This window comes from Pseudomonas sp. NPDC089407, assembly GCF_044900445.1.
GTDB lineage: Bacteria > Pseudomonadota > Gammaproteobacteria > Pseudomonadales > Pseudomonadaceae > Aquipseudomonas.
In genome coordinates, this window is record NZ_JBJDNB010000001.1 from 95307 (window position 1) to 111740 (window position 16434).

The following is a 16434-nucleotide window of genomic DNA, read 5'->3' on the forward strand; positions in this document are numbered from 1 at the left end:
TGCCCAATGGGCGGTTCAGTCAGCGCTTGCCTCACCCTGGTAGGTAAAGCTGGCCGGGACCGAGTACGTCGCCGACTCGGTGATGGTTGGCCCCTGCTCCACTGGCTCGGTGACCATACCTTCGAAGCCGTTGCGACTAAGGGCAGAATCGACCCGGAACAGGCCGGTTAGCTCTTTGACCAGTGTCTCTGCCGTCTCTAATGGCTGGCCTGCCGGGCAGACGATACTGACCTGGTATATGCCCGTGTACTCGTAGGCTTCGCCGCCCAGGTAACGGCAGGTGGTCGCCCCTGGAAGCTGAAACGCTTGCAGGTAGGTTTCATCCTGCATGGGTTCGAAACCATCTTCGAAGTTCGCCACGCGGATCGGGCGCACCGCTGCCCAAGCCATCAGCTTGATCTCGATAGCCTGGCGGGCCCTTGCTTGGCTCATACTCTGTTGTTCCTGATGGCTTCGTCGACGATGCGTTGGAAGTTAGCCAGAGTCACCCGGACCATACCGGCTGGGGCTTGGGTAGAGTGGCCGTACTCGAGCGGGATGGCGTAAGGCAAATTGTTCACGATGTACGCCGTCTGGCCGATGGTCAGGGCCTGCACTTGGGTGATGAGGGCGGTAATGGCCTCGCTACCCGACGGGTCTACTCGGTCGAGCTCCTCAGTCGCCGGCGAATCGATGGAGAACTGCCAGTTGCCGCGGCACCGTCCGCCGACGTAGCCCTGACCTGCTACCAGGCCATTGGTGGCGAAGTTCTGCTCGCGCTCGGTCTTGGTGAGGGGCTTGGCGTACTTCACGCCCTTGCGCAGCTTGCCGGCCTTGGTGAAGTTGCCCTGATTCAGGTTGATCAGGGTGTTGCGTACCGCGACCTTGAAGTCGTAATCATCAGCTGCCTTGTTGGCCTTGGCTCGGTGGGCCACATTGGCCGCCCACAGCTCCGGGTTGCCGACCGGCGACATGCGGATCACACTGCTGCCGATCTCGATCACAATCTCGCGGAATGTTGCGTCCAGAGCCTGCTCCGCCTGCTCGGCGAATGCCCGTATGGCTTCAGCGAAGCCACCCTGCTGCCCGCCGTACCGCTGGGCCATGTGTGAGCCGCGCGCCATATCACTTCCTCAGCTGAATGGTCCAAGTGGCCTGGGCAGGGTCCTCAGACACGTTGAGGGTGCGGTATCCGCTCACCTGGTCGCCGATCTTGGGCGCTGCCAGGGCATCGGTGACAGCGCCGGCCTGCCCCTCGAATAGTTCGCTCTGGAGTACCAAAAGCTTCACATCCTCGGTCTGGATGCGGGTCCCGTCGATCTCCTTGGCCAGATAGCTGCCGAACACGCCGCGCCCGGTGTAATGGATGTTCGAGGCCGGGACTGTGCCGCCGATCTCGGGGTCGTATCCGCCTTTTACTGTACGGCTCCCTGCAACTGGCTTCACCGCATCGGCCAGGCCATCTGGGTCGTCGAACGCTTCCGCCAGCTCGGCCTGGAGTTCTTCGCGCATGCCCATGGCTCAGATCCTCTTGAGCATTACGGTGCCGGATCGACGGATCCAGGGGTCGATGAGGTCGAGGGCGAAGTTTTCACCGGCCGAGCGATCGACAGACCCCGCGACGTAGGTCTTGCTGGTCGAGGTGCCGGCCTGGGCCGACACGGTCTTGCTCTGCACCTCGCGCTGGGTGTCCTTGTACAGCTTGCCGGCCGCAGCCAGCTTGGCCACCTGCGCGCCGGCACTCACGATGGCGTTAGGCACCGGATCTGGCACCGTCCGTTTGATCTTGGCCGTCAACCAGGCGTTGGCCATGGCAACGGCGAGGACTGCATCACCGTCACCTGCCCAGCCCTGCCCGAGCGCCTGGTCAACATCAGCGACGGTGATGAAGTCAGTCATGGGTTATTCCTTCGACGGGATCAGGGCCTGCAGCTCGGGCTTGTTGAGGGCTGGATCAAAGGTGATGCCTTGCGCCGTCAGCCAATCCTTGAGCTCCGGCACCTTCATCTTGTGCGGGTCGGTCTCGTCGCCGCCCTCTTCCTCGATCGCCTTGTCGATCTCGGCCTGGCTACTGACCGAGGCATAGCCGTTCGGCGGGTAGGTCGACGCCTTGTAACCCTGCTCCAGCCACTGGGCGATAGTCGGGCCGTCCAGGCGCAGACCTTCCTCGATCTCGTTCACGCTGATGCCCTGGCGCTGGTACGCCTCGCCGATGTGCGGAGCATCGCCCTGCACGGACACCGCGGTAGCGCCGTCGATCACGCCGAAAAACTGGTCCAGACGGCGATAGCAGGTGCCGCGCTCGCTGCCCGGGGTATTGGTGTAGATGACTTTCATGCTGATCTCCTGCGCAGGGCGCCTGGCCGGCGCCCTGCATCATGGGGTCAAGGGGTGGCGGTGCCACTGATGACCGCGGCGAATGGAACCTGCTTGCGGTCGAATACGCGCTTCCAGTTGGCCGCCGAGGCGTATTGGGCGGCGGTCGGGCTCAGGTTGCGGTTCTCGCTGCCCTGCCAGCTGAAGCCGGCCGGTTGGAGGATGTAGGTTTTGCGCTCCCACAGCACCTCGGCGCCACCACCGTTGCCGCCATCTGCCTTGCGCTGCATCTCCACCGGCATGTGCGGGTCGCCCTCGCCATAGCCGAATGCGCCCTGGCCGAAGAACAGCGAGAGGAACTGGCCCGGCGCGTAGGTCAGGGCGTCATCCATGAACACCGGCTTACCCAAGTAGGTAGCCAGGATGATCTTGCCCTGCGAGTCGCGCAGGTACTCGATCATGTCCTGCTTGACCATCTGGTTCATGACTACCGAGTGCACGCCAATCGCGCCGAACATGTCGGCAGCATCGCCGGCAGTGAAGGCGGCATCTTGGAAGGCATTGGCGCTGATCGAAGCGCCTGCGTCCTTGACCATGTCGCCACCGTTCTGGGCGATGTTGGCAGCGATGATGCCGCGACCCGCGCCCATCAGATAGCGCTGCCACTGGCGGGTCCAGTAGGTGCCGAAGCGGTTGCGGATGTGCTGCATCGGCTCGGAGTTGGCCAGCTCAGCAGTAAGGTCGGATACGCCGTAGCCTTTGTTGAGGTACAGCGTTCGGGCGCGCATGCTGCCCTGCTCGGCCTTGCCTACGGCGCCCAGGTCGTCAGGGTCGTCGTTGGAGATGTTCGGCGCCTCGTCGGCGTCGAGATCCTGCCAGTAGCTGATCTCGGAAGTGCCTTGGCCGTTCTTCGCGATGTTGTCCAGGGTAGCGGAGCGGGTGATGATGCCCGACTCGTAGACGGCGGTCTTCTCTGGAGAGTTTACCGGCTCCAGGGTGCCGTAGTAGTCGGCAACAAAGATGTCCGACAGTTGGGTAGATGCCATGGGTTAGGTCCCTCGGGTGGCTTGGAGTTTTTTGAAAGCGTCGGGGTTGTCACGAGCCATCGCAGCGCGCTCGGTCTCGGTGTACTCGCCCCATTTCTTCGTGGCCTTGCCACCGTTGTCGCCGGTCTGCCCAGCACCCTGAGCCCTTGGCCACAGGTGGGTAGCGGTTTCGCGCAGCGATTCCGCCCATTCGAGGGGAGACAGCGGGGTTTTGCCGTCCTTCCCGTACACGACTTCGCCGGCACGGTCGGTGGCGACAGGCTCGCCGTCTTCGCTAAGTTTGAAGGTGCCGCGGGCGCGAAGGATGATGTCCTCAGCAGCCTCTGGCAGCGCGCCGGCCTTGATGGCAGCAGCGCGAATGGAGTCAGCCAACACCTTGTCGCTGTACTTGGCAGCGAAGGCTTCGGCCTTGTCCGCACGTTCGTTGGCGGCCTTGACCTGTTTATCCAGATCAGTGCGCAGGCGCTCGGTGCGGCGGCTGATCACTTCGTCCAGCTTGCCCTCTGCGATCAGCTTGGTCTCTTCGTCCTGGCCGGCTTTGGCCAGCAACCCCTTGACCGCCTCGATATCCAGTCCGTCGAACTGGCCTTTCAGCTTATCTAGCTCGGCCTTGATGGTCTTGTTAGAGCCGATCAGCTCGGTGTTTTTGGTTTTGAGGCCCGAGACCTCGCCATCCAGGAATTTCTGCACCTCGCCGCCCAGCGCAGCCTTCAGCGCGGCGGTTTGGCTTTCGTCAAGGGTGAGGCCGTGGGCGGCCGGGTCGAAGTCAAAAGGCATGTGGCTATCCCCTGGGGATTGGTGGGCCCGCCTAGCGGGCAGAAAAAAGCCCCGCAATCGCGAGGCCTGTAAGTCGCGCCACGAAATCGTGGCAGTGTGTTATGTGGCGCGGATTAGCCGATTCCCGCCCGCTCAAATGCCAACGGCTCCAGCTCCTTGAGCTGGTAGAGCGTCAGCGGCTTGAAGTTCCTGTCCAGCTGTAAAGCGGAGAAGCGCTCGGCCGTAAGGCCGCCATCACGAAACAACTTGCCCCGCACCGGCCCCAGCGCGGCGTCTTGGAACGCAGCTGGCTGTGTTTTGAGCCACTGGTAGTAGCTCAGGCTTGCCGAGACCTGCCCGCCGCCATCCGCGCCAACGGCTGCCCGGGTAGCGCCTTGCCCTAACTGCGCCGACAACCTGGTGATCGGCGTGATCGTTGTCCGGCAGTGGATGTGGAACGGGGGCACAGGGCCCTTACCCATCTCGAACTCCCGACCATCTAGGCTCTTGCACTGCGCACTGGTCTTGCGATCGAGCGTGGCGACGATCCGATAACCAGGCACGACCTCAGCATTTGCAATCAGCGTTTCCATGCGCGCCGTGGTGGCCACATGCTGAACTGCGGTCTGGACCACTGCTCGGGCGTTTCGGTTCGTGACCGCCAGCACGCCATCAGTGAAGTTCTGAGCAGCGGTGCCGCGTATGGCCTGGGTGATCTCAGCGTTAGTCTGGCCCTGCACAACGCCCATCCGGATAGCGTTGGTTACCCTTTCCGATTCGGAGCGGGTCCATCCACTCAAGAAGGGCTTTAGCAATCTGCCGCCGTCGATGCCGGCCACCTGCAGAGGCCGTGTATTGATCGCCGCACGGAGCAGAGACTCAGTAGGCATGATCGCATCGATCAGTAGAGCCTTTGCTAGGCTGCGGCCCTCGAAAGCAGCCTCGTACTGTGCGATGTCCACCAGATCAGCCTGCATTCGGTCGCTGAAGGCACTGTAGATCTCCAGCAGCTTCCCACCCACCCTACCCAAAAACTCCTCAAGCCGGCCCCGGCTGTAGGTACTCAGCTCCTTGCGGGTGAGCTGATCACGTACCTGGCTATCAGCCCGGCGCAGGTAGGTTTCGAACTTCTGAACCTCGCCGGCCTTCAGCCGCTCAAGTAGTACCGAGTGGCGGCTTACCTGCTCCAGCAGCTTCTCGTCCGCCGTTTGCTCCGGTTTCTTCGCCATCATCTTTGTCCAGGTTGATGCCCGCCGACTCGCGCTCGTCGCTGATCAGCTCGGCCTCTTCGTCATATGGGCGCTCCGGCAGCTTGCCGGTGGTGAGGTACTGCCAGTAGGTCTCGGCGCTGATGGTGCCGGCCATGACACTCTTCTGCAGCTCTGCCAGCACCTGGGCATCTACCTCTGGGATCACGAACTCTGGCTTGACGGTAAAGACAATCTCGTCAGGGTTGTAGCCAGTCCACTCCGCCGCGTAGCGAAGGGCCTGTTCGATTGCCTCCGCCGCAGTGATGACGATGCTGTGCAGCGTGGCATGCTGGTCGTTCTGGCGGGTTTTGCGGGCCTCGCCCGACTCCGTGCCAGAGACGTCCATGACCTTGGCACCGGCCTCAAGAGCCGCGTTCTTCTGGTCCTCCATCGCCGTGCGGACGGCTTCGATTCCAGCGCCCTGGAACTCTAGGTAGCCGCATTGACCCTTCGGCCCGAGATCCCAGGCTGCGGAAGGACCGGTCACACTGAGTTCCACGCTCTCGTCCAGGCCGGACACCCAAGGCTGCGGGTGGCTGGTCTGATGCAGAGCTGTGAAGTAGTCGGCGCTGAGCTGATACGACTTCAGCGCGGCCCGGGCCATGGTTAGCAGTGGGATCTCGTCCACATCCGGCGAATTGTCGGTGGAACCGCAATAGATGACCGGGATGTAGGCCAGGCCGCGCACCAAGTTGTTGCTGCCGTCGACGGCACCCAGCAGGCGATCATCTTCGATGAGCTCACCGGCCTCGTTACGCACGCCAGTCCGGCAGACCGCGCCGTCCATGTAGAACTCGCGGTATACCGTCTCGCACTCGTGACTGTATCGGTCCTGCTCCTTACGCCTAAACTCGCGGAACACCGACAGCACCAGGTCCTGACGGCCGCCCTGGTCGGCGGTGTGCCAGTTGATGGCATTGCGGACAGCGTAGGTCGCGAAGTACGGCTGGCCTGTGTCGTCGATGTTAACTACCAGCGGCACACGGCCATGGGAAATAGCCTGGCGCACGATCCGCAGGAAGAGTTGGGTCAGACCAAAGCCATCAGCCGTGGCGTTGTCCTCCAAGCCCTTCAGCCCCGACGGTAGTTTCACCTCGGGTATCAGCCGGGAGACCAGGCCCATCATCGAGCGCAGCGAATCCCGCACCCAGTGCTCGTACTGGGCGCGGTCGGTGTAGTTGCGGTAGAGGTAGGCATTGCCTTGGCCGTCCAGCTTCTCGGCCTCGGTCATGCCGCTAGGCTTCGGAAGGTTGCGAGGACTGCGCTTAATAGCGCCCTCGCCCTCCAGGGCGTCGTCCATCATCCGCCACTCTTCGATGTGAGCGTCGTAGTCTGGGTTCGTGGATTGAACAGGCATTACGCCAAACCTCCGATGCGGCGGGTGCCGGCGGACTGTGTCTTGATCGGGAACCGCTTGGCGATGAAGTAGCCTGCGGCGTCGTTCATGTGGTCGTGACCCTTCTTCGGATCTTTGTCCGGCTCACCTTTGTCGGTGTAGGTCTGCCGTTCCAGGCACTGGGTGAGCTGCGGGCATTGGTCGATATTGACCTTCAAGCGACGCTCTCCGTAGGTGTTGAGGAACATGGCGTTGACGGCGTTGATACGGTCCTTCACACCGGGGTTCTGTGAGCCGACCACCACGGTGAAGCCGGCCTTTTTGAGCAACGATAGGTCCGACTCGCTGGCGTTCTTGCTGCTGGTGTTCTGGCCGCTGGCGTCCGGGTACACGGAAACGCTGTGCCCCGAGAAACGCACCTTGATCTTCTCGATCATCTCCGGCGTGTCGCGCACCGAGTGGAACTCGTCCAGCGCCAGCGGCAACCCGTCACGGACCACGTACACAACCGCGGCCATCTTCATGACGTTGAAGTCCATACCGATGTGGATGGCCTCGCCTGGCTTGATGCGCTCGCTGGTGCGGCACTCAGCCCGGTCGAAGGTGTAGTACACGACACCAGCATAGTTTTCGAAGCCAGCCTCGTATTCCTGGCGGAACGTGCGCGGGTCCATCTTCCGCCGGGCGGCGTCCAGCTCATCGGCCGGGACGTTGCCGCCCTGCAGCGAGGTGTATTGCCAGCTCTTGTGGTCGGGCTCACCGCCTGGCTGCCCGTCGCGATAGGTGTCGTAGCAGTGGTTGAAGCCCTTCGGGGTTCCGATCCGCAGCGCATGACCGCCCTTCCTCGACTCCCCGGTCTGCGGGATCGTGTACTGGCAGGTCGAGAGCATGGGCCTGAGTACTTCTTCCCAGGCAGCCCACGGGCAGTCCGCCCATTCGTCCACTAGGACAAAGAACAGGCCGGAGCCACGCAGGTTGTCGTAGTTGTCCAGGCCGACCACACGCATGATGTGGCCAGACTTGAGGGTGATCGAGCACTCGGTTTCGTTCGGCCGGTTGGCGCGCCATGCTTCGGGGATCGCCTGCTTCAACCTACGCCAGAACACGCGCTTGGCCTGCTTGAACGTCGGTGCGCCATACCAGATCTCGTCCTCGACGCTAACGCCCCACTCTGCCGCCAGGCGGGCCGCGCGACGCATCTCTGCCTTACCAAGGAAGGTCTTGCCGAAGCGCCGCCCACACACCGCATCGCGGAAGCGAGCCTCAGGCTGGAAGCCCCAGACGTAGATGTTCGCCTGTTTCGGCGTCAGCTTCACCGGCGGGTCATAGGTACGGGGTAGTCGGGACACCTTCGTCTGGCTCCAGCTTGTACTCAGCAACGGCGTGCGGCTGATCTGCCTGGGAGCCCAGGGGTTTGTCGGGTTCGATCTTGCGGTTGACGTACATGTCGCCGCATTCCTTGGCTGCCTGCTCATACAGCTGGGCAGTCAGCGCCAGGTTGCGCATGTTCTCGGCCTTCTCGGCCATTCGCCCAAGGCCACGCAGCCGAAACGCCCGGTTAGCAATGGGGATCTCCGAAGTCTCCTCTCGGAAGCGCTTGCGGGTGTCTTCGAACAGCGTTCGCCACTTCGCTGCCAGGTTGACCCCGGCGCGTTTGGTCGGGTCGTGCTGCTCCACTTGCTGGCGGGTCACATCGATGTCGAATTCTTGCTTGACGGCCTGCGAGACCTGGGTCGGCGTGTCGAAGCACGCCAAGGCCTGAACGATGAAGGCCTTCACATCGCTTTTCAGGGCTGCCATATATTGGGTTCCGTCTCATGCCTGTCTCACATCAGGCCAACTTAAGCAGACAGGTTCCGCAGGCCCTCGAAATGTTGATCTTGGCCACCTCAGGCGGCCGACTTGCAGCATCGATCAGCTGCTGTACGTCGTTGCTGGCACCGTAGCGCCTCACTACGCCGACGAACTCTTCCACGTCGTGTCCGCGCAGGTAGAGTTTGGGCAGCCCCTCCTGGGTGAACTTGGGAGCGCCGTACTCATCAGCCGCCTGGGCGATGTGGTAAAGCTCGTGTTCGACCAGGGCGCAGAACTCAGCGTCGGTGCATTGGGCGCAGTAGTCGGCAGCCAGGGTGATGAGGTAGGTCGGCTCCTCGCCGAACCACTGGCGCATCTGCTGCTCTTGCCGGGCCTTCTGCCATCCGCCAGCACGGAACATCAGTTGCTCGGCCTGGCCGAGAACCACTCGCCCCTGCTTGGCGAATCCAGTCGACGCCCACAGCACGCCGATGTTGGCGTCCATCAGATGGGCGTGCTCTGGGTTGTGGATGCACCCGGTGTCAGCAAGGATCTCGCTTTGCACCCAATCCCACACATCGGTGGCCGGGCGTAGCGTTAGCCACAGAGATTCAAGCAGGTCAGCCGGCGGCATGGGTCTCCTCATGAATCACCTGGCTATTGAAATAGTGGCGCGTTGCCGGTATTGATGCGGATCCAATCAAAAGAGGTGATCGGCATGACTATCGGTGAATTGGTTGCAAACGCATCTTCGGTGTATGGACATAGCGAGGAGGACAAGCGGGCTTATGCAGTTGCAGCCGCGCTTGAGGTGATTGGCCAAAAGGCATCTCAAAGCGGTGCTCACATCACTCACTTGGACAAGGAGTTCGAGCGCCTGAGCACTTACGCCGATCAGATCCAGGCCGCTTTAAAGCTCAAGTAACACAATCGGCGCCGCTCTCACCCGCGGCGCCACCTACCCTTCGCAGCCATCCAGCAACACATCTATCAGTTGCTGTTCCGCCAGCCTGAACAGCGCCAGGGCCTGCAGGTCATCTGCGGCCGGACCAATGCCGAACGCAGTTACTTTCCCAGCCGGGGAGCGCAGAGCGACCGCGCCGATCGCGCATGGGTCGATGTTGCCCTGCTCCAGGTCGTCGGCGATCTTGCGTAGCGCCTTGACCGTGTCGCGCCACCCCTCTCGCTGGAACTCCAAGACCTTCACTTGGCCACCATCCAGTGCGTCTCGGCATGGGCATGGCCATGCAGGATCGCGACGATCAGGCCCTGGGGCAGGCCGGCGGCCTTGGCTTCAGCCACTGCCTTTGCCACCGCGGTATCGAGCTCATTGGTTGCGGCAGCCACATCGGACGAGAGCGGCAAGGCGTGGTGGAGGCGAGTGATATTCGTCATGGGATCTCCGCGCCACGAACGGCGCCTGCTTGGAATGTGGCGCGACTACGGCGATACCCGATTGAGGGCCTCGTCCGCCTTATCGGCTGCCTGGTTGGCGGTCGTTGCGGCCTTTGAGGCTTTGGCCGCGGCGTTCTCTGCCTTTCGTGTCAGCTCATCCAAGCGCTGGTCGCGCTCAGCCATGGCAGCGTCGTAGGCTTCGCGGATCTGCTGGACCTGGTTGGCCTGGGTACTGGTCATGGCCCAATAGGCCGACTGCCAGCCCAGCACAGCGCCACCGGCGATCAACACCAGGGCGATGACCCAGATCTCAGCCCGGCGCCACCAGCGACGAGCAATGAATTCCAATGCGCATCGGTCCATCAGGAATTACCTCCCAGCTTTCCGCGCAGGCGGGCGATCTCCTCGCTCTGGGCGGTGACTTGCTTGGAGAGCTGTCCGACCTGCCCCGTCAGGGCTTCGATCTTGCCCTCCAGGCGGCCAACGGTGGCCATGAGATCGTTTCGCTCCTTCGCGAACTGATCGGCACGGGCCTCGGCCTGCTTGCGAGCATCGCGCTCGGAGTCGAGCAGTTCGTTCAAGCGGCGGACGGTGCCGATGTCAGCGTTGTCCATGGCACGGTCGGCGGCGTCCTTTGACAGGAACTTGCGCAACCAAAGAAAGCCGCCCAGCAATACAGTGCCCGTTCCGCCCAGCCAGGTGGCTGTGCCTGGGCCGAGGTCGGTCGGATCCATAACTACTCCAAAAGGGTTTGGCCGCATTCCGTGCTGGCCCAACAGTGTTGCTGCCAGGCCTATACTCAAGCGCTGAAATGACTGATTGCTTTGCGGTTTTCTAAGGACTGGGGAATGTCAAACGGATCACTTTATGTTGTCGTGTATCACCTACACGGCGAGGCTAGGCGCTTCATCATTAGGGCCGAGCGAATGGACAACGCGAATGCTTGGCATTGGGCCGCCTGTGATGCAGGCGTGGGCGTGATACCGAGATTTGGGTCGTCAAACACCAAAAAAGTCTCGAAACCGTTAGCAGAGCGCTACGGCATCACTGATGTCCAGTGGAGCAGGTCGAGCAGCTCATGAAATATCGAATTGACTATAACCTCAAAGGGCATGCCCGATTCTGGGTATGCGAATGGCCGTCGTCATTTCGCCAGGACGATGCGCTTACAGCCTTGATACGGTTGCATGCTCATGCGGATTCTTTGACCGCGATGCGGGTGCCGCTCCCTGCAACTCATGAAGAGTTGGCAGCGGCGGTTGCCGACTTGGGTATTTCCGATGTCCGCATCAAGGCGTCCGCATGAACCTACCCGGATTTTGCTTTCTTCAGAAAGCGAGAACCCCGTAGCGCGGTACTACCGGCTTCGTCAGATACCCCTTTCAGGCCACTCTGGCTGTGGGTCCCGCACCAGAAACAAAATTCCCGGCTCGATGGCCGGGACTCTTGAGGCCCTCTTCGGGCAATAAAAAACCCGGCAGTGTGGCCGGGTTCTAGATGTGTTTGCCGTAGGCAAAACTGTAACAATGGCGATACGGTATCACCACACGTGCGGGAACACAACAGGATTCAACCGGATGCTACGCGGCCTCTTTCATTTCGTAGATTGCTGCCGCCACCGGCGACAGCGCACGCTTGTCGATGTCCTCGCATACCTCGAAGCAGATCTGTACGAAAGGCTCCCAGTCGCGGGCCCAGGCACAGGACGGCAGTGCCACCCCATAGGTATCGTCGATCCAGCGTTTGAACCACTCCGGGCTGGCAAAAGGATCCTGAGCCGATGACTGCCCGCCCTGGTGCATGCGGCGGTACCGGAACATCACGCCCTTAGTGACGTACTCGCAGCGTTCGCGCTTCGCCGCGGTCATGCGTCCGGACCTTGCCATCGCCATGCCGAAGATCACCTCCTCGGCCACCTCGCGCTCGTCATCGCTGCAACTTGGGGCATACATGAAATTGCCGAATGCCCGGAGGCTGCCTGGAAGCTTAAAGATCGCCGCCTGCACACCGCCGGCCAGTGCCTGGTGCGCAGCGTGGCTAGCCTTCCGCTGCTTCTCTGTGGTCTGGACCATGGTGCCGAGCAAGCCCAGTTGCTCGATGAACACGCCCTGGCTATCCCACGGAATGTACAGGCAGTCATGCCAGGATTGACGCGCGCTGTTCAGTTGCATGGGCCGTTCTCCTTCTTGCGGCGTGTCTCGATGGTCTTGGCGTGCACTACGCACCAGGTGGAAGCGATGATCATGGCCAGCAGCAGCGCGCCGGCTGTGTCTGCGATTGTCCAGGTCATGCTGCTGCCCTCCGGAGATCTTTGAGTTTTTGCCTGTACATGGCCTTGATGCCCTGCAGGTCCTCGATCGTGTAGCGCCGGACTGATTGGTCCCTATCCAGGGCCTCTACAGCCTCCAGGCCAATGCGCTTGATCAGGCCAATCCGGTAATCCGCCACGTTGCCGGACAGATAGCGGTTGTCGTGCTTCGACTGGGCGTGGCAGTTGTTCTCGTCGAATCGCAGATGTGGCGCCGCGCCGGTGCTGCGGTAGTGGCCGGCATCCACTGCATTACCGTTCCAGTCGAGCGGTCGGCCGCTGGAGATGCAGCGATACCCCGCCAGGCGGTCGCGCTCGCGGATGTACGCGTTGAAAGCCTGCTGAGCCTCTCGCAGGTGGTCACCTTTGGTCTTCAGCTTCTCCCGGCGCGCCTTTAGGTCTTCCCGGGCCTGCTTAGTGATGGCCTTGGCCGCCACCTTCTGCACCTTCGAGTCCTTCGACATGGCCAGAGCACAGGCGATGCTGCACACCTTCTGCGTGGTCATGGCTGGCTTGAAACGCTGACCGCAGCCAGGTGCCTTGCACTTCTTCGGCTTGATCTCCTTGCCTAACGTCATGCCGCCTCCTCCCCCAGCAGATCCCCGAACACAACGCCGCGGGCCGAGAAGTCTGCAACCACTCGCTCGGTGTAGGCGATGCCTTGGGCGCGATTGAACAGGCTGGTCACCGGCATGCCGTCGGGGCCGAACAGCTTGCAGTCGCCCATCATGTCCAGCTTCTCCTCGTAGGACAGGTGACGCATGACGCGGTACCAGGCCGCCTGGAAATCCTGATCTTCGTTCAGCAGGATCTGCACGCCGTGGTGCAACTTGCAGTACTTTCGGGCCTCGGAGGGGTCGCCGATCTGGGTCATCTCGGCGATGCGCTTGTAAAACGCGAACCACAAGGCGTTCTGATCCAGAGTGCGATCCTTGCCGGGGCGCATGCTGACCACCACGAACTTGTTGCTGCGGAACATGCTGGTGAGCATGGTGACGGCCTCGGACAGCTTGGCCTGGCAGTTGACGCTGATTTTCTCAGTCACGGTTCGCCTCCTTCACCCAGCGGCGCATCGACAGGTCGCAACCCATGGTCAGGCAGACGCCATTGGCCATGCCGCGGTGAGTCGCGCGCCGACGACAGCCACAGCCGCATCGGCGGCGCGACTTCGCGTCGACCGGCTCGTGGTACCGGATCTGGCCCGGCAGGCCGCCGACCTGACCCCAGCCATCCATGCCGCCGCGCATTGCTGCGGAGCGTGCTGCCTGAGACATCGAGTTGAGGTCAGTCATGGCTCGCCCCCCGAATCATCGCGCCATCGACCTGCTGATCCAGGCGATCACCGCTAGGGCAGTCATAGCCGAGCTTCACCGAGACCTTTGGGTTACAAACCACAGCGAGCTCCGCCACAGGCCAGTGCTGGTTGCGCAGGAAGCGGTACCGCCTGGCATCCCTTCGAAGGGCCTCGTTCTCGGCCTTGAGCTGGTCGCGGTCACCGCGAAATGCCCTGCGCTCTCGGTCACACTCGCCTAACTGGCTGGAGAGGTTCTGCGATTCACGATCCAGTCGCTCGATCTCAGCGAGTAGATCCAGGACGTCATCGCCAGCGATCTCCATCGGGTGGTGACCCCAATCGATGGCTGCCGCCCGGAGCTTTTCTTTGTCGATTTTCATGGCTTCACCCGGAAGAATTCGACTTCGAAGGGGCCAACGTAAGCTCTCATTGCTGGCTTCCACTGGAGTTTGGTGAAATACAGGTGCCAGTTGCGGGGGCGGAATGCGAAAAGCAGCCACCCGTCTTTGAACCCGAAGCTCACGAAGTGCCCATGGCCCCGGTACACATCGCTGAATGGTCCGTAGTTGATCTTCATGCCACCACCTTCAAGCCCTGAGCCTCGATCACCTTCCGCACGTCGCGAATGTAGGCCGCCTCGTTGAAGCTGCCGCCCTCCACGTCGTCGAACTCCTCGCAGTAGGCCTCACTTGTGCGGTCCGGCATCTGAACCACCACGGCCTCACGGGACGCCCGCCAGCACATCCAGCGCTCGACATGCTTCTCATATTGCGAAACGGTGCAGATTTTCAGGTGAGTCAGTACATAGCGCTGGCTATCTGAGTTCCAGGCCACGCCCTCAGGCACCGGGTAACGCTCCTCGAATTGGGGGCGCATATTCTTGGTGTCCATCAGTGCTTCTCCATCAACTGCGCAATGGCGACGCGTGTCTGCCGCTTGCGGAGATAGGTGTCGACCCGGTTGCGCTGGGATTCTTTGATGCGCTCGCGGTCTTTCTTGTCCTTGGCTGCCTTGAGGATGCAGCGCACCTCGGCCAGCTTTTCGCGGACCTTGGGGCTGACCTGCGCGCGCACTTCACCCGTGAGCAGGCCGGCAATGGCCTGGCCGTCTTGGGTGATGGGCGCAATTCGGAGGTCGGCCAGGTACTTGATCCCGGTCTCTTGGGTGATGAGCTGGGCGCGGACAGCCGACTCGATGGCCACCACCCGGCGCCCAGCGTCGTAGCCCAGCGAGACCTCCCACTGCGCCGGCTGATCCTCGGCCCGGGCAAAGCTGACCAGGCGCTCGTAGGCGCTCATGAACGCCATCCGGGCGCCGATCTTGTCGCCGGCCTCAAGGATTGGTTCGGAGGCAATCATGGCCTGCCGGATTTCTGTGGTGAGCACCACGGTTTCATACTCATCACTGGCCGCCAGCGCGATCGACCACGCTTCATCCTTCCCAGGTCGGCTATCAGCCGCGTGGATGTGCTTGAGGACCATGCCGAGCGAGAGGCGCCCAGCAGGCTCTCTACGGCACGAACGTAGCGCGCCAGTGATAGCGTCAACCTCATACGCCGAGAGATCCTCAGCGATGAGCGTTGCGCCTCCAGCGCTGATCGTCTGCCCCATTGCCTCAGCGGTTGCACAGACAGCCGCAGCCAGATCCGCGATTTGGTCACAGGAAAGCATTGCGCTTACCTCCCTGCCCGTTGCGTATCGCCTCTGCTGCCTCATGCGCTGCGTTGATGTTCGCCTGGGTCTGCTCCTGCTGGCGGGCAGTCGTGGCGTTCATCTGGCGATTGGTGACCCATTGGGTGTGGTAGGCCTCGGCCTTTGCCAGCAGGTCACCCAGGTTGTGGCAGCCGTTGATGATCCGGGCATCGTTGATGGTGATGAAGTACGCAGCAACGTGGTGCGCGATATCCGCCCCCAGGCGCGATACCAATTGCCCCATCTGGCCAGCCACCTTGGCGTTCCATACCGGCCACGCTTCGTAGCGCTTGCGATAGGCCATGGCGTAGTTGGCCCAGGCCTTGAAGGTTTTGCACTCAGGGTCTTTCGGACCAGGCATATCAGCCGGGATCTCACACCGGGGCTTCTGGATCACAGCAACGACCTTACCGGCGCTCCCTTCCGCGTCAGCGGGTGGGGCGCAATGCTTAGCATCAGTCTTTGCTTCTTCTTCAGGAGATTGCTGAAGATCATTCTTTGTTTGTAGGGGATTTTCCGGCGCCGGTTTGGCCGGGGCCGGTTTAGCCGTCGCCGGATTTTCCGTCTGTGGTGCACCCATAGACGGATTTTCCGTCTGTGGTCGCTCGCACACGGTGTAATCCATCCCACTGAAGGAACCGCCATCGCCGCGTGAGCGATCAATGGCCATGTAGCCAGCCGACTCAAGCTCTTTGATGATCACGCGCACAGCGTCACGACCGCTAGACTTGCCAATGGCCTTGCTCGTCTGCTTGATCAGGTGGGCAACGGAAACCTCCCAGTTGTCCGGTTTACCTAGAAGGAAGATCAGCAGGCCACGGGCGGCCCATGAAAGGCGCTCGTCTTCACTGATAGCCTTGTCCAGGGTGTAGAACTTCGTTTCAGGGCGCGGCGCCCGGATGATGCTCATGTCATCACCTCGAAGTAGAACTTGTGCTCCTTGTCGAAGCCCAGCATTGGGAAGGCGCCGGCCTCCTTCAGGTAAAGCAGCTGCGAGTGACCGAAAACAGGACTACCAGTGACTGATTTCGCAACCAGGTACATGCGATAGTCTTCAACAGTTTTTGAACCCTTAGCGCCATTGCAGGAATTGCAGGCCGGCATCAGGTTTTCAATGCTATTCGAGCCGCCATGCTTGCGCGCGGTTACGTGGTCGACAGCAAAGGTCAGCAGCTCGACTGGAGTGCCGCAGTACGAGCAGCGCCCGGCGGTCTTCGCGTAGACGCGCTCGCGCTTCGTGGTCTTCATGGCCTTGACCATCGGCTCCAT

At 61.7% G+C, this 16434-nt stretch carries 30 protein-coding genes; 3 read left to right on the forward strand and 27 right to left on the reverse strand.

Features of this window, described 5'->3' with window-relative positions:
• Positions 1–15 precede the first annotated feature (15 nt).
• The 12 genes from ACI2KG_RS00490 to ACI2KG_RS00545 all read right to left on the reverse strand — a co-directional run bounded on the left by ACI2KG_RS00490 (position 16) and on the right by ACI2KG_RS00545 (position 9111).
• Positions 16–432: a phage tail terminator-like protein gene (locus tag ACI2KG_RS00490; RefSeq protein WP_404660345.1), complete on the reverse strand. Its 417-nt coding sequence runs from the start codon at positions 430–432 to the stop codon at positions 16–18.
• Positions 429–1103 (reverse strand): hypothetical protein, encoded by a 675-nt coding sequence (locus ACI2KG_RS00495; protein ID WP_404660346.1) that lies wholly within the window; start codon positions 1101–1103, stop codon positions 429–431. The genes ACI2KG_RS00490 and ACI2KG_RS00495 overlap by 4 nt, the downstream gene beginning before the upstream one ends.
• Position 1104: 1 nt before the next feature.
• Positions 1105–1497, reverse strand: a complete 393-nt coding sequence (locus ACI2KG_RS00500; RefSeq protein WP_404660347.1) for a hypothetical protein — start codon at positions 1495–1497, stop codon at positions 1105–1107.
• Between the two features lie 3 nt (positions 1498–1500).
• Positions 1501–1878 carry a hypothetical protein gene (locus tag ACI2KG_RS00505; RefSeq protein WP_404660348.1) on the reverse strand — a complete coding sequence of 126 codons (378 nt, stop codon included), beginning with the start codon at positions 1876–1878 and terminating at the stop codon, positions 1501–1503.
• Positions 1879–1881: 3 nt separating this feature from the next.
• Positions 1882–2316, reverse strand: coding sequence for a hypothetical protein (locus ACI2KG_RS00510; RefSeq protein WP_404660349.1), 435 nt, complete (start codon positions 2314–2316; stop codon positions 1882–1884).
• A gap of 47 nt (positions 2317–2363) precedes the next feature.
• A complete protein-coding gene (locus ACI2KG_RS00515) occupies positions 2364–3341 on the reverse strand; it encodes a major capsid protein (protein WP_084850517.1) in 978 nt (325 codons plus the stop codon).
• A gap of 3 nt (positions 3342–3344) precedes the next feature.
• Entirely contained in the window at positions 3345–4118 is a 774-nt protein-coding gene (locus ACI2KG_RS00520; protein WP_404660351.1) for a hypothetical protein, read from the reverse strand.
• A gap of 113 nt (positions 4119–4231) precedes the next feature.
• Positions 4232–5326, reverse strand: a complete 1095-nt coding sequence (locus ACI2KG_RS00525; RefSeq protein WP_404660352.1) for a minor capsid protein — start codon at positions 5324–5326, stop codon at positions 4232–4234.
• On the reverse strand, positions 5253–6650 hold the full coding sequence (locus ACI2KG_RS00530; protein ID WP_404660353.1) for a DUF4055 domain-containing protein: 1398 nt from the start codon (positions 6648–6650) through the stop codon (positions 5253–5255). Before ACI2KG_RS00530 ends, ACI2KG_RS00525 begins: the two co-directional genes overlap by 74 nt.
• Positions 6651–6703: 53 nt before the next feature.
• Positions 6704–8032 (reverse strand): terminase, encoded by a 1329-nt coding sequence (locus ACI2KG_RS00535; protein WP_404660354.1) that lies wholly within the window; start codon positions 8030–8032, stop codon positions 6704–6706.
• A complete protein-coding gene (locus tag ACI2KG_RS00540; RefSeq protein WP_114942642.1) occupies positions 8007–8483 on the reverse strand; it encodes a DUF2280 domain-containing protein in 477 nt (158 codons plus the stop codon). Before ACI2KG_RS00540 ends, ACI2KG_RS00535 begins: the two co-directional genes overlap by 26 nt.
• Before the next feature lie 31 nt (positions 8484–8514).
• Positions 8515–9111 (reverse strand): putative metallopeptidase, encoded by a 597-nt coding sequence (locus ACI2KG_RS00545; protein WP_404660355.1) that lies wholly within the window; start codon positions 9109–9111, stop codon positions 8515–8517.
• A gap of 84 nt (positions 9112–9195) precedes the next feature.
• Here ACI2KG_RS00545 and ACI2KG_RS00550 point away from each other — a divergent pair, with 84 nt between their 5' ends.
• Positions 9196–9402: a hypothetical protein gene (locus tag ACI2KG_RS00550; protein WP_404660356.1), complete on the forward strand. Its 207-nt coding sequence runs from the start codon at positions 9196–9198 to the stop codon at positions 9400–9402.
• 33 nt (positions 9403–9435) lie between these two features.
• On the opposite strand, the gene ACI2KG_RS00555 is transcribed toward ACI2KG_RS00550, so the two are convergent.
• From ACI2KG_RS00555 to ACI2KG_RS00570, 4 genes are read right to left on the reverse strand one after another with little or no spacing between them, the layout of a single operon-like run.
• Positions 9436–9684, reverse strand: coding sequence for a hypothetical protein (locus tag ACI2KG_RS00555; RefSeq protein WP_404660357.1), 249 nt, complete (start codon positions 9682–9684; stop codon positions 9436–9438).
• Positions 9681–9872 carry a hypothetical protein gene (locus ACI2KG_RS00560; RefSeq protein ID WP_404660358.1) on the reverse strand — a complete coding sequence of 64 codons (192 nt, stop codon included), beginning with the start codon at positions 9870–9872 and terminating at the stop codon, positions 9681–9683. Before ACI2KG_RS00560 ends, ACI2KG_RS00555 begins: the two co-directional genes overlap by 4 nt.
• A 45-nt stretch (positions 9873–9917) precedes the next feature.
• Positions 9918–10235: a hypothetical protein gene (locus tag ACI2KG_RS00565; protein ID WP_404660359.1), complete on the reverse strand. Its 318-nt coding sequence runs from the start codon at positions 10233–10235 to the stop codon at positions 9918–9920.
• Positions 10235–10606, reverse strand: coding sequence for a DUF3450 domain-containing protein (locus ACI2KG_RS00570; RefSeq protein WP_260777199.1), 372 nt, complete (start codon positions 10604–10606; stop codon positions 10235–10237). The genes ACI2KG_RS00565 and ACI2KG_RS00570 overlap by 1 nt, the downstream gene beginning before the upstream one ends.
• 114 nt (positions 10607–10720) lie before the next feature.
• On the opposite strand from ACI2KG_RS00570, the gene ACI2KG_RS00575 reads away from it, so the two are divergent.
• On the forward strand, positions 10721–10954 hold the full coding sequence (locus tag ACI2KG_RS00575; RefSeq protein WP_404660360.1) for a DUF6555 family protein: 234 nt from the start codon (positions 10721–10723) through the stop codon (positions 10952–10954).
• Complete coding sequence (locus tag ACI2KG_RS00580) at positions 10951–11178, forward strand: hypothetical protein (protein WP_404660361.1); 228 nt, start codon at positions 10951–10953, stop codon at positions 11176–11178. Before ACI2KG_RS00575 ends, ACI2KG_RS00580 begins: the two co-directional genes overlap by 4 nt.
• Positions 11179–11452: 274 nt before the next feature.
• Here ACI2KG_RS00580 and ACI2KG_RS00585 read toward each other — a convergent pair whose 3' ends face one another.
• The 11 genes from ACI2KG_RS00585 to ACI2KG_RS00635 are packed head-to-tail and all read right to left on the reverse strand — an operon-like array spanning position 11453 to position 16434.
• Positions 11453–12043: a hypothetical protein gene (locus ACI2KG_RS00585; RefSeq protein ID WP_404660362.1), complete on the reverse strand. Its 591-nt coding sequence runs from the start codon at positions 12041–12043 to the stop codon at positions 11453–11455.
• Positions 12034–12162, reverse strand: a complete 129-nt coding sequence (locus tag ACI2KG_RS00590; RefSeq protein WP_404660363.1) for a hypothetical protein — start codon at positions 12160–12162, stop codon at positions 12034–12036. Before ACI2KG_RS00590 ends, ACI2KG_RS00585 begins: the two co-directional genes overlap by 10 nt.
• Positions 12159–12758, reverse strand: a complete 600-nt coding sequence (locus ACI2KG_RS00595; protein ID WP_404660364.1) for a recombination protein NinG — start codon at positions 12756–12758, stop codon at positions 12159–12161. Before ACI2KG_RS00595 ends, ACI2KG_RS00590 begins: the two co-directional genes overlap by 4 nt.
• A complete protein-coding gene (locus ACI2KG_RS00600) occupies positions 12755–13225 on the reverse strand; it encodes a hypothetical protein (RefSeq protein ID WP_404660365.1) in 471 nt (156 codons plus the stop codon). The genes ACI2KG_RS00595 and ACI2KG_RS00600 overlap by 4 nt, the downstream gene beginning before the upstream one ends.
• A complete protein-coding gene (locus tag ACI2KG_RS00605) occupies positions 13218–13472 on the reverse strand; it encodes a hypothetical protein (RefSeq protein WP_404660366.1) in 255 nt (84 codons plus the stop codon). Before ACI2KG_RS00605 ends, ACI2KG_RS00600 begins: the two co-directional genes overlap by 8 nt.
• Positions 13465–13854, reverse strand: a complete 390-nt coding sequence (locus ACI2KG_RS00610) for a hypothetical protein (RefSeq protein WP_404660367.1) — start codon at positions 13852–13854, stop codon at positions 13465–13467. The genes ACI2KG_RS00605 and ACI2KG_RS00610 overlap by 8 nt, the downstream gene beginning before the upstream one ends.
• Complete coding sequence (locus ACI2KG_RS00615; RefSeq protein WP_404660368.1) at positions 13851–14051, reverse strand: hypothetical protein; 201 nt, start codon at positions 14049–14051, stop codon at positions 13851–13853. Before ACI2KG_RS00615 ends, ACI2KG_RS00610 begins: the two co-directional genes overlap by 4 nt.
• A complete protein-coding gene (locus ACI2KG_RS00620; protein WP_404660369.1) occupies positions 14048–14365 on the reverse strand; it encodes a hypothetical protein in 318 nt (105 codons plus the stop codon). The genes ACI2KG_RS00615 and ACI2KG_RS00620 overlap by 4 nt, the downstream gene beginning before the upstream one ends.
• Positions 14365–15144, reverse strand: coding sequence for a hypothetical protein (locus ACI2KG_RS00625; protein WP_404660370.1), 780 nt, complete (start codon positions 15142–15144; stop codon positions 14365–14367). Before ACI2KG_RS00625 ends, ACI2KG_RS00620 begins: the two co-directional genes overlap by 1 nt.
• Positions 15131–16075 carry a hypothetical protein gene (locus ACI2KG_RS00630; RefSeq protein WP_404660371.1) on the reverse strand — a complete coding sequence of 315 codons (945 nt, stop codon included), beginning with the start codon at positions 16073–16075 and terminating at the stop codon, positions 15131–15133. Before ACI2KG_RS00630 ends, ACI2KG_RS00625 begins: the two co-directional genes overlap by 14 nt.
• Positions 16072–16434, reverse strand: a complete 363-nt coding sequence (locus ACI2KG_RS00635; RefSeq protein WP_404660598.1) for an HNH endonuclease — start codon at positions 16432–16434, stop codon at positions 16072–16074. Before ACI2KG_RS00635 ends, ACI2KG_RS00630 begins: the two co-directional genes overlap by 4 nt.

Excerpts from the sequence above, each read along its gene's own strand:
- ACI2KG_RS00515 (WP_084850517.1), bottom strand. The coding sequence starts at position 3,341 with ATGGCATCTACCCAACTGTCGGACATCTTTGTTGCCGACTACTACGGC.
- ACI2KG_RS00580 (WP_404660361.1), top strand. The coding sequence starts at position 10,951 with ATGAAATATCGAATTGACTATAACCTCAAAGGGCATGCCCGATTCTGG.
- ACI2KG_RS00605 (WP_404660366.1), bottom strand. The coding sequence starts at position 13,472 with ATGACTGACCTCAACTCGATGTCTCAGGCAGCACGCTCCGCAGCAATG.
- ACI2KG_RS00635 (WP_404660598.1), bottom strand. The coding sequence starts at position 16,434 with ATGGAGCCGATGGTCAAGGCCATGAAGACCACGAAGCGCGAGCGCGTC.
- ACI2KG_RS00625 (WP_404660370.1), bottom strand. The coding sequence starts at position 15,144 with ATGCTTTCCTGTGACCAAATCGCGGATCTGGCTGCGGCTGTCTGTGCA.
- ACI2KG_RS00505 (WP_404660348.1), bottom strand. The coding sequence starts at position 1,878 with ATGACTGACTTCATCACCGTCGCTGATGTTGACCAGGCGCTCGGGCAG.
- ACI2KG_RS00525 (WP_404660352.1), bottom strand. The coding sequence starts at position 5,326 with ATGGCGAAGAAACCGGAGCAAACGGCGGACGAGAAGCTGCTGGAGCAG.
- ACI2KG_RS00520 (WP_404660351.1), bottom strand. The coding sequence starts at position 4,118 with ATGCCTTTTGACTTCGACCCGGCCGCCCACGGCCTCACCCTTGACGAA.
- ACI2KG_RS00575 (WP_404660360.1), top strand. The coding sequence starts at position 10,721 with ATGTCAAACGGATCACTTTATGTTGTCGTGTATCACCTACACGGCGAG.
- ACI2KG_RS00620 (WP_404660369.1), bottom strand. The coding sequence starts at position 14,365 with ATGGACACCAAGAATATGCGCCCCCAATTCGAGGAGCGTTACCCGGTG.
- ACI2KG_RS00590 (WP_404660363.1), bottom strand. The coding sequence starts at position 12,162 with ATGACCTGGACAATCGCAGACACAGCCGGCGCGCTGCTGCTGGCCATG.
- ACI2KG_RS00550 (WP_404660356.1), top strand. The coding sequence starts at position 9,196 with ATGACTATCGGTGAATTGGTTGCAAACGCATCTTCGGTGTATGGACAT.
- ACI2KG_RS00565 (WP_404660359.1), bottom strand. The coding sequence starts at position 10,235 with ATGGACCGATGCGCATTGGAATTCATTGCTCGTCGCTGGTGGCGCCGG.
- ACI2KG_RS00495 (WP_404660346.1), bottom strand. The coding sequence starts at position 1,103 with ATGGCGCGCGGCTCACACATGGCCCAGCGGTACGGCGGGCAGCAGGGT.
- ACI2KG_RS00585 (WP_404660362.1), bottom strand. The coding sequence starts at position 12,043 with ATGCAACTGAACAGCGCGCGTCAATCCTGGCATGACTGCCTGTACATT.
- ACI2KG_RS00615 (WP_404660368.1), bottom strand. The coding sequence starts at position 14,051 with ATGAAGATCAACTACGGACCATTCAGCGATGTGTACCGGGGCCATGGG.
- ACI2KG_RS00490 (WP_404660345.1), bottom strand. The coding sequence starts at position 432 with ATGAGCCAAGCAAGGGCCCGCCAGGCTATCGAGATCAAGCTGATGGCT.
- ACI2KG_RS00610 (WP_404660367.1), bottom strand. The coding sequence starts at position 13,854 with ATGAAAATCGACAAAGAAAAGCTCCGGGCGGCAGCCATCGATTGGGGT.
- ACI2KG_RS00530 (WP_404660353.1), bottom strand. The coding sequence starts at position 6,650 with ATGATGGACGACGCCCTGGAGGGCGAGGGCGCTATTAAGCGCAGTCCT.
- ACI2KG_RS00540 (WP_114942642.1), bottom strand. The coding sequence starts at position 8,483 with ATGGCAGCCCTGAAAAGCGATGTGAAGGCCTTCATCGTTCAGGCCTTG.
- ACI2KG_RS00560 (WP_404660358.1), bottom strand. The coding sequence starts at position 9,872 with ATGACGAATATCACTCGCCTCCACCACGCCTTGCCGCTCTCGTCCGAT.
- ACI2KG_RS00570 (WP_260777199.1), bottom strand. The coding sequence starts at position 10,606 with ATGGATCCGACCGACCTCGGCCCAGGCACAGCCACCTGGCTGGGCGGA.
- ACI2KG_RS00500 (WP_404660347.1), bottom strand. The coding sequence starts at position 1,497 with ATGGGCATGCGCGAAGAACTCCAGGCCGAGCTGGCGGAAGCGTTCGAC.
- ACI2KG_RS00510 (WP_404660349.1), bottom strand. The coding sequence starts at position 2,316 with ATGAAAGTCATCTACACCAATACCCCGGGCAGCGAGCGCGGCACCTGC.
- ACI2KG_RS00545 (WP_404660355.1), bottom strand. The coding sequence starts at position 9,111 with ATGCCGCCGGCTGACCTGCTTGAATCTCTGTGGCTAACGCTACGCCCG.
- ACI2KG_RS00630 (WP_404660371.1), bottom strand. The coding sequence starts at position 16,075 with ATGAGCATCATCCGGGCGCCGCGCCCTGAAACGAAGTTCTACACCCTG.
- ACI2KG_RS00595 (WP_404660364.1), bottom strand. The coding sequence starts at position 12,758 with ATGACGTTAGGCAAGGAGATCAAGCCGAAGAAGTGCAAGGCACCTGGC.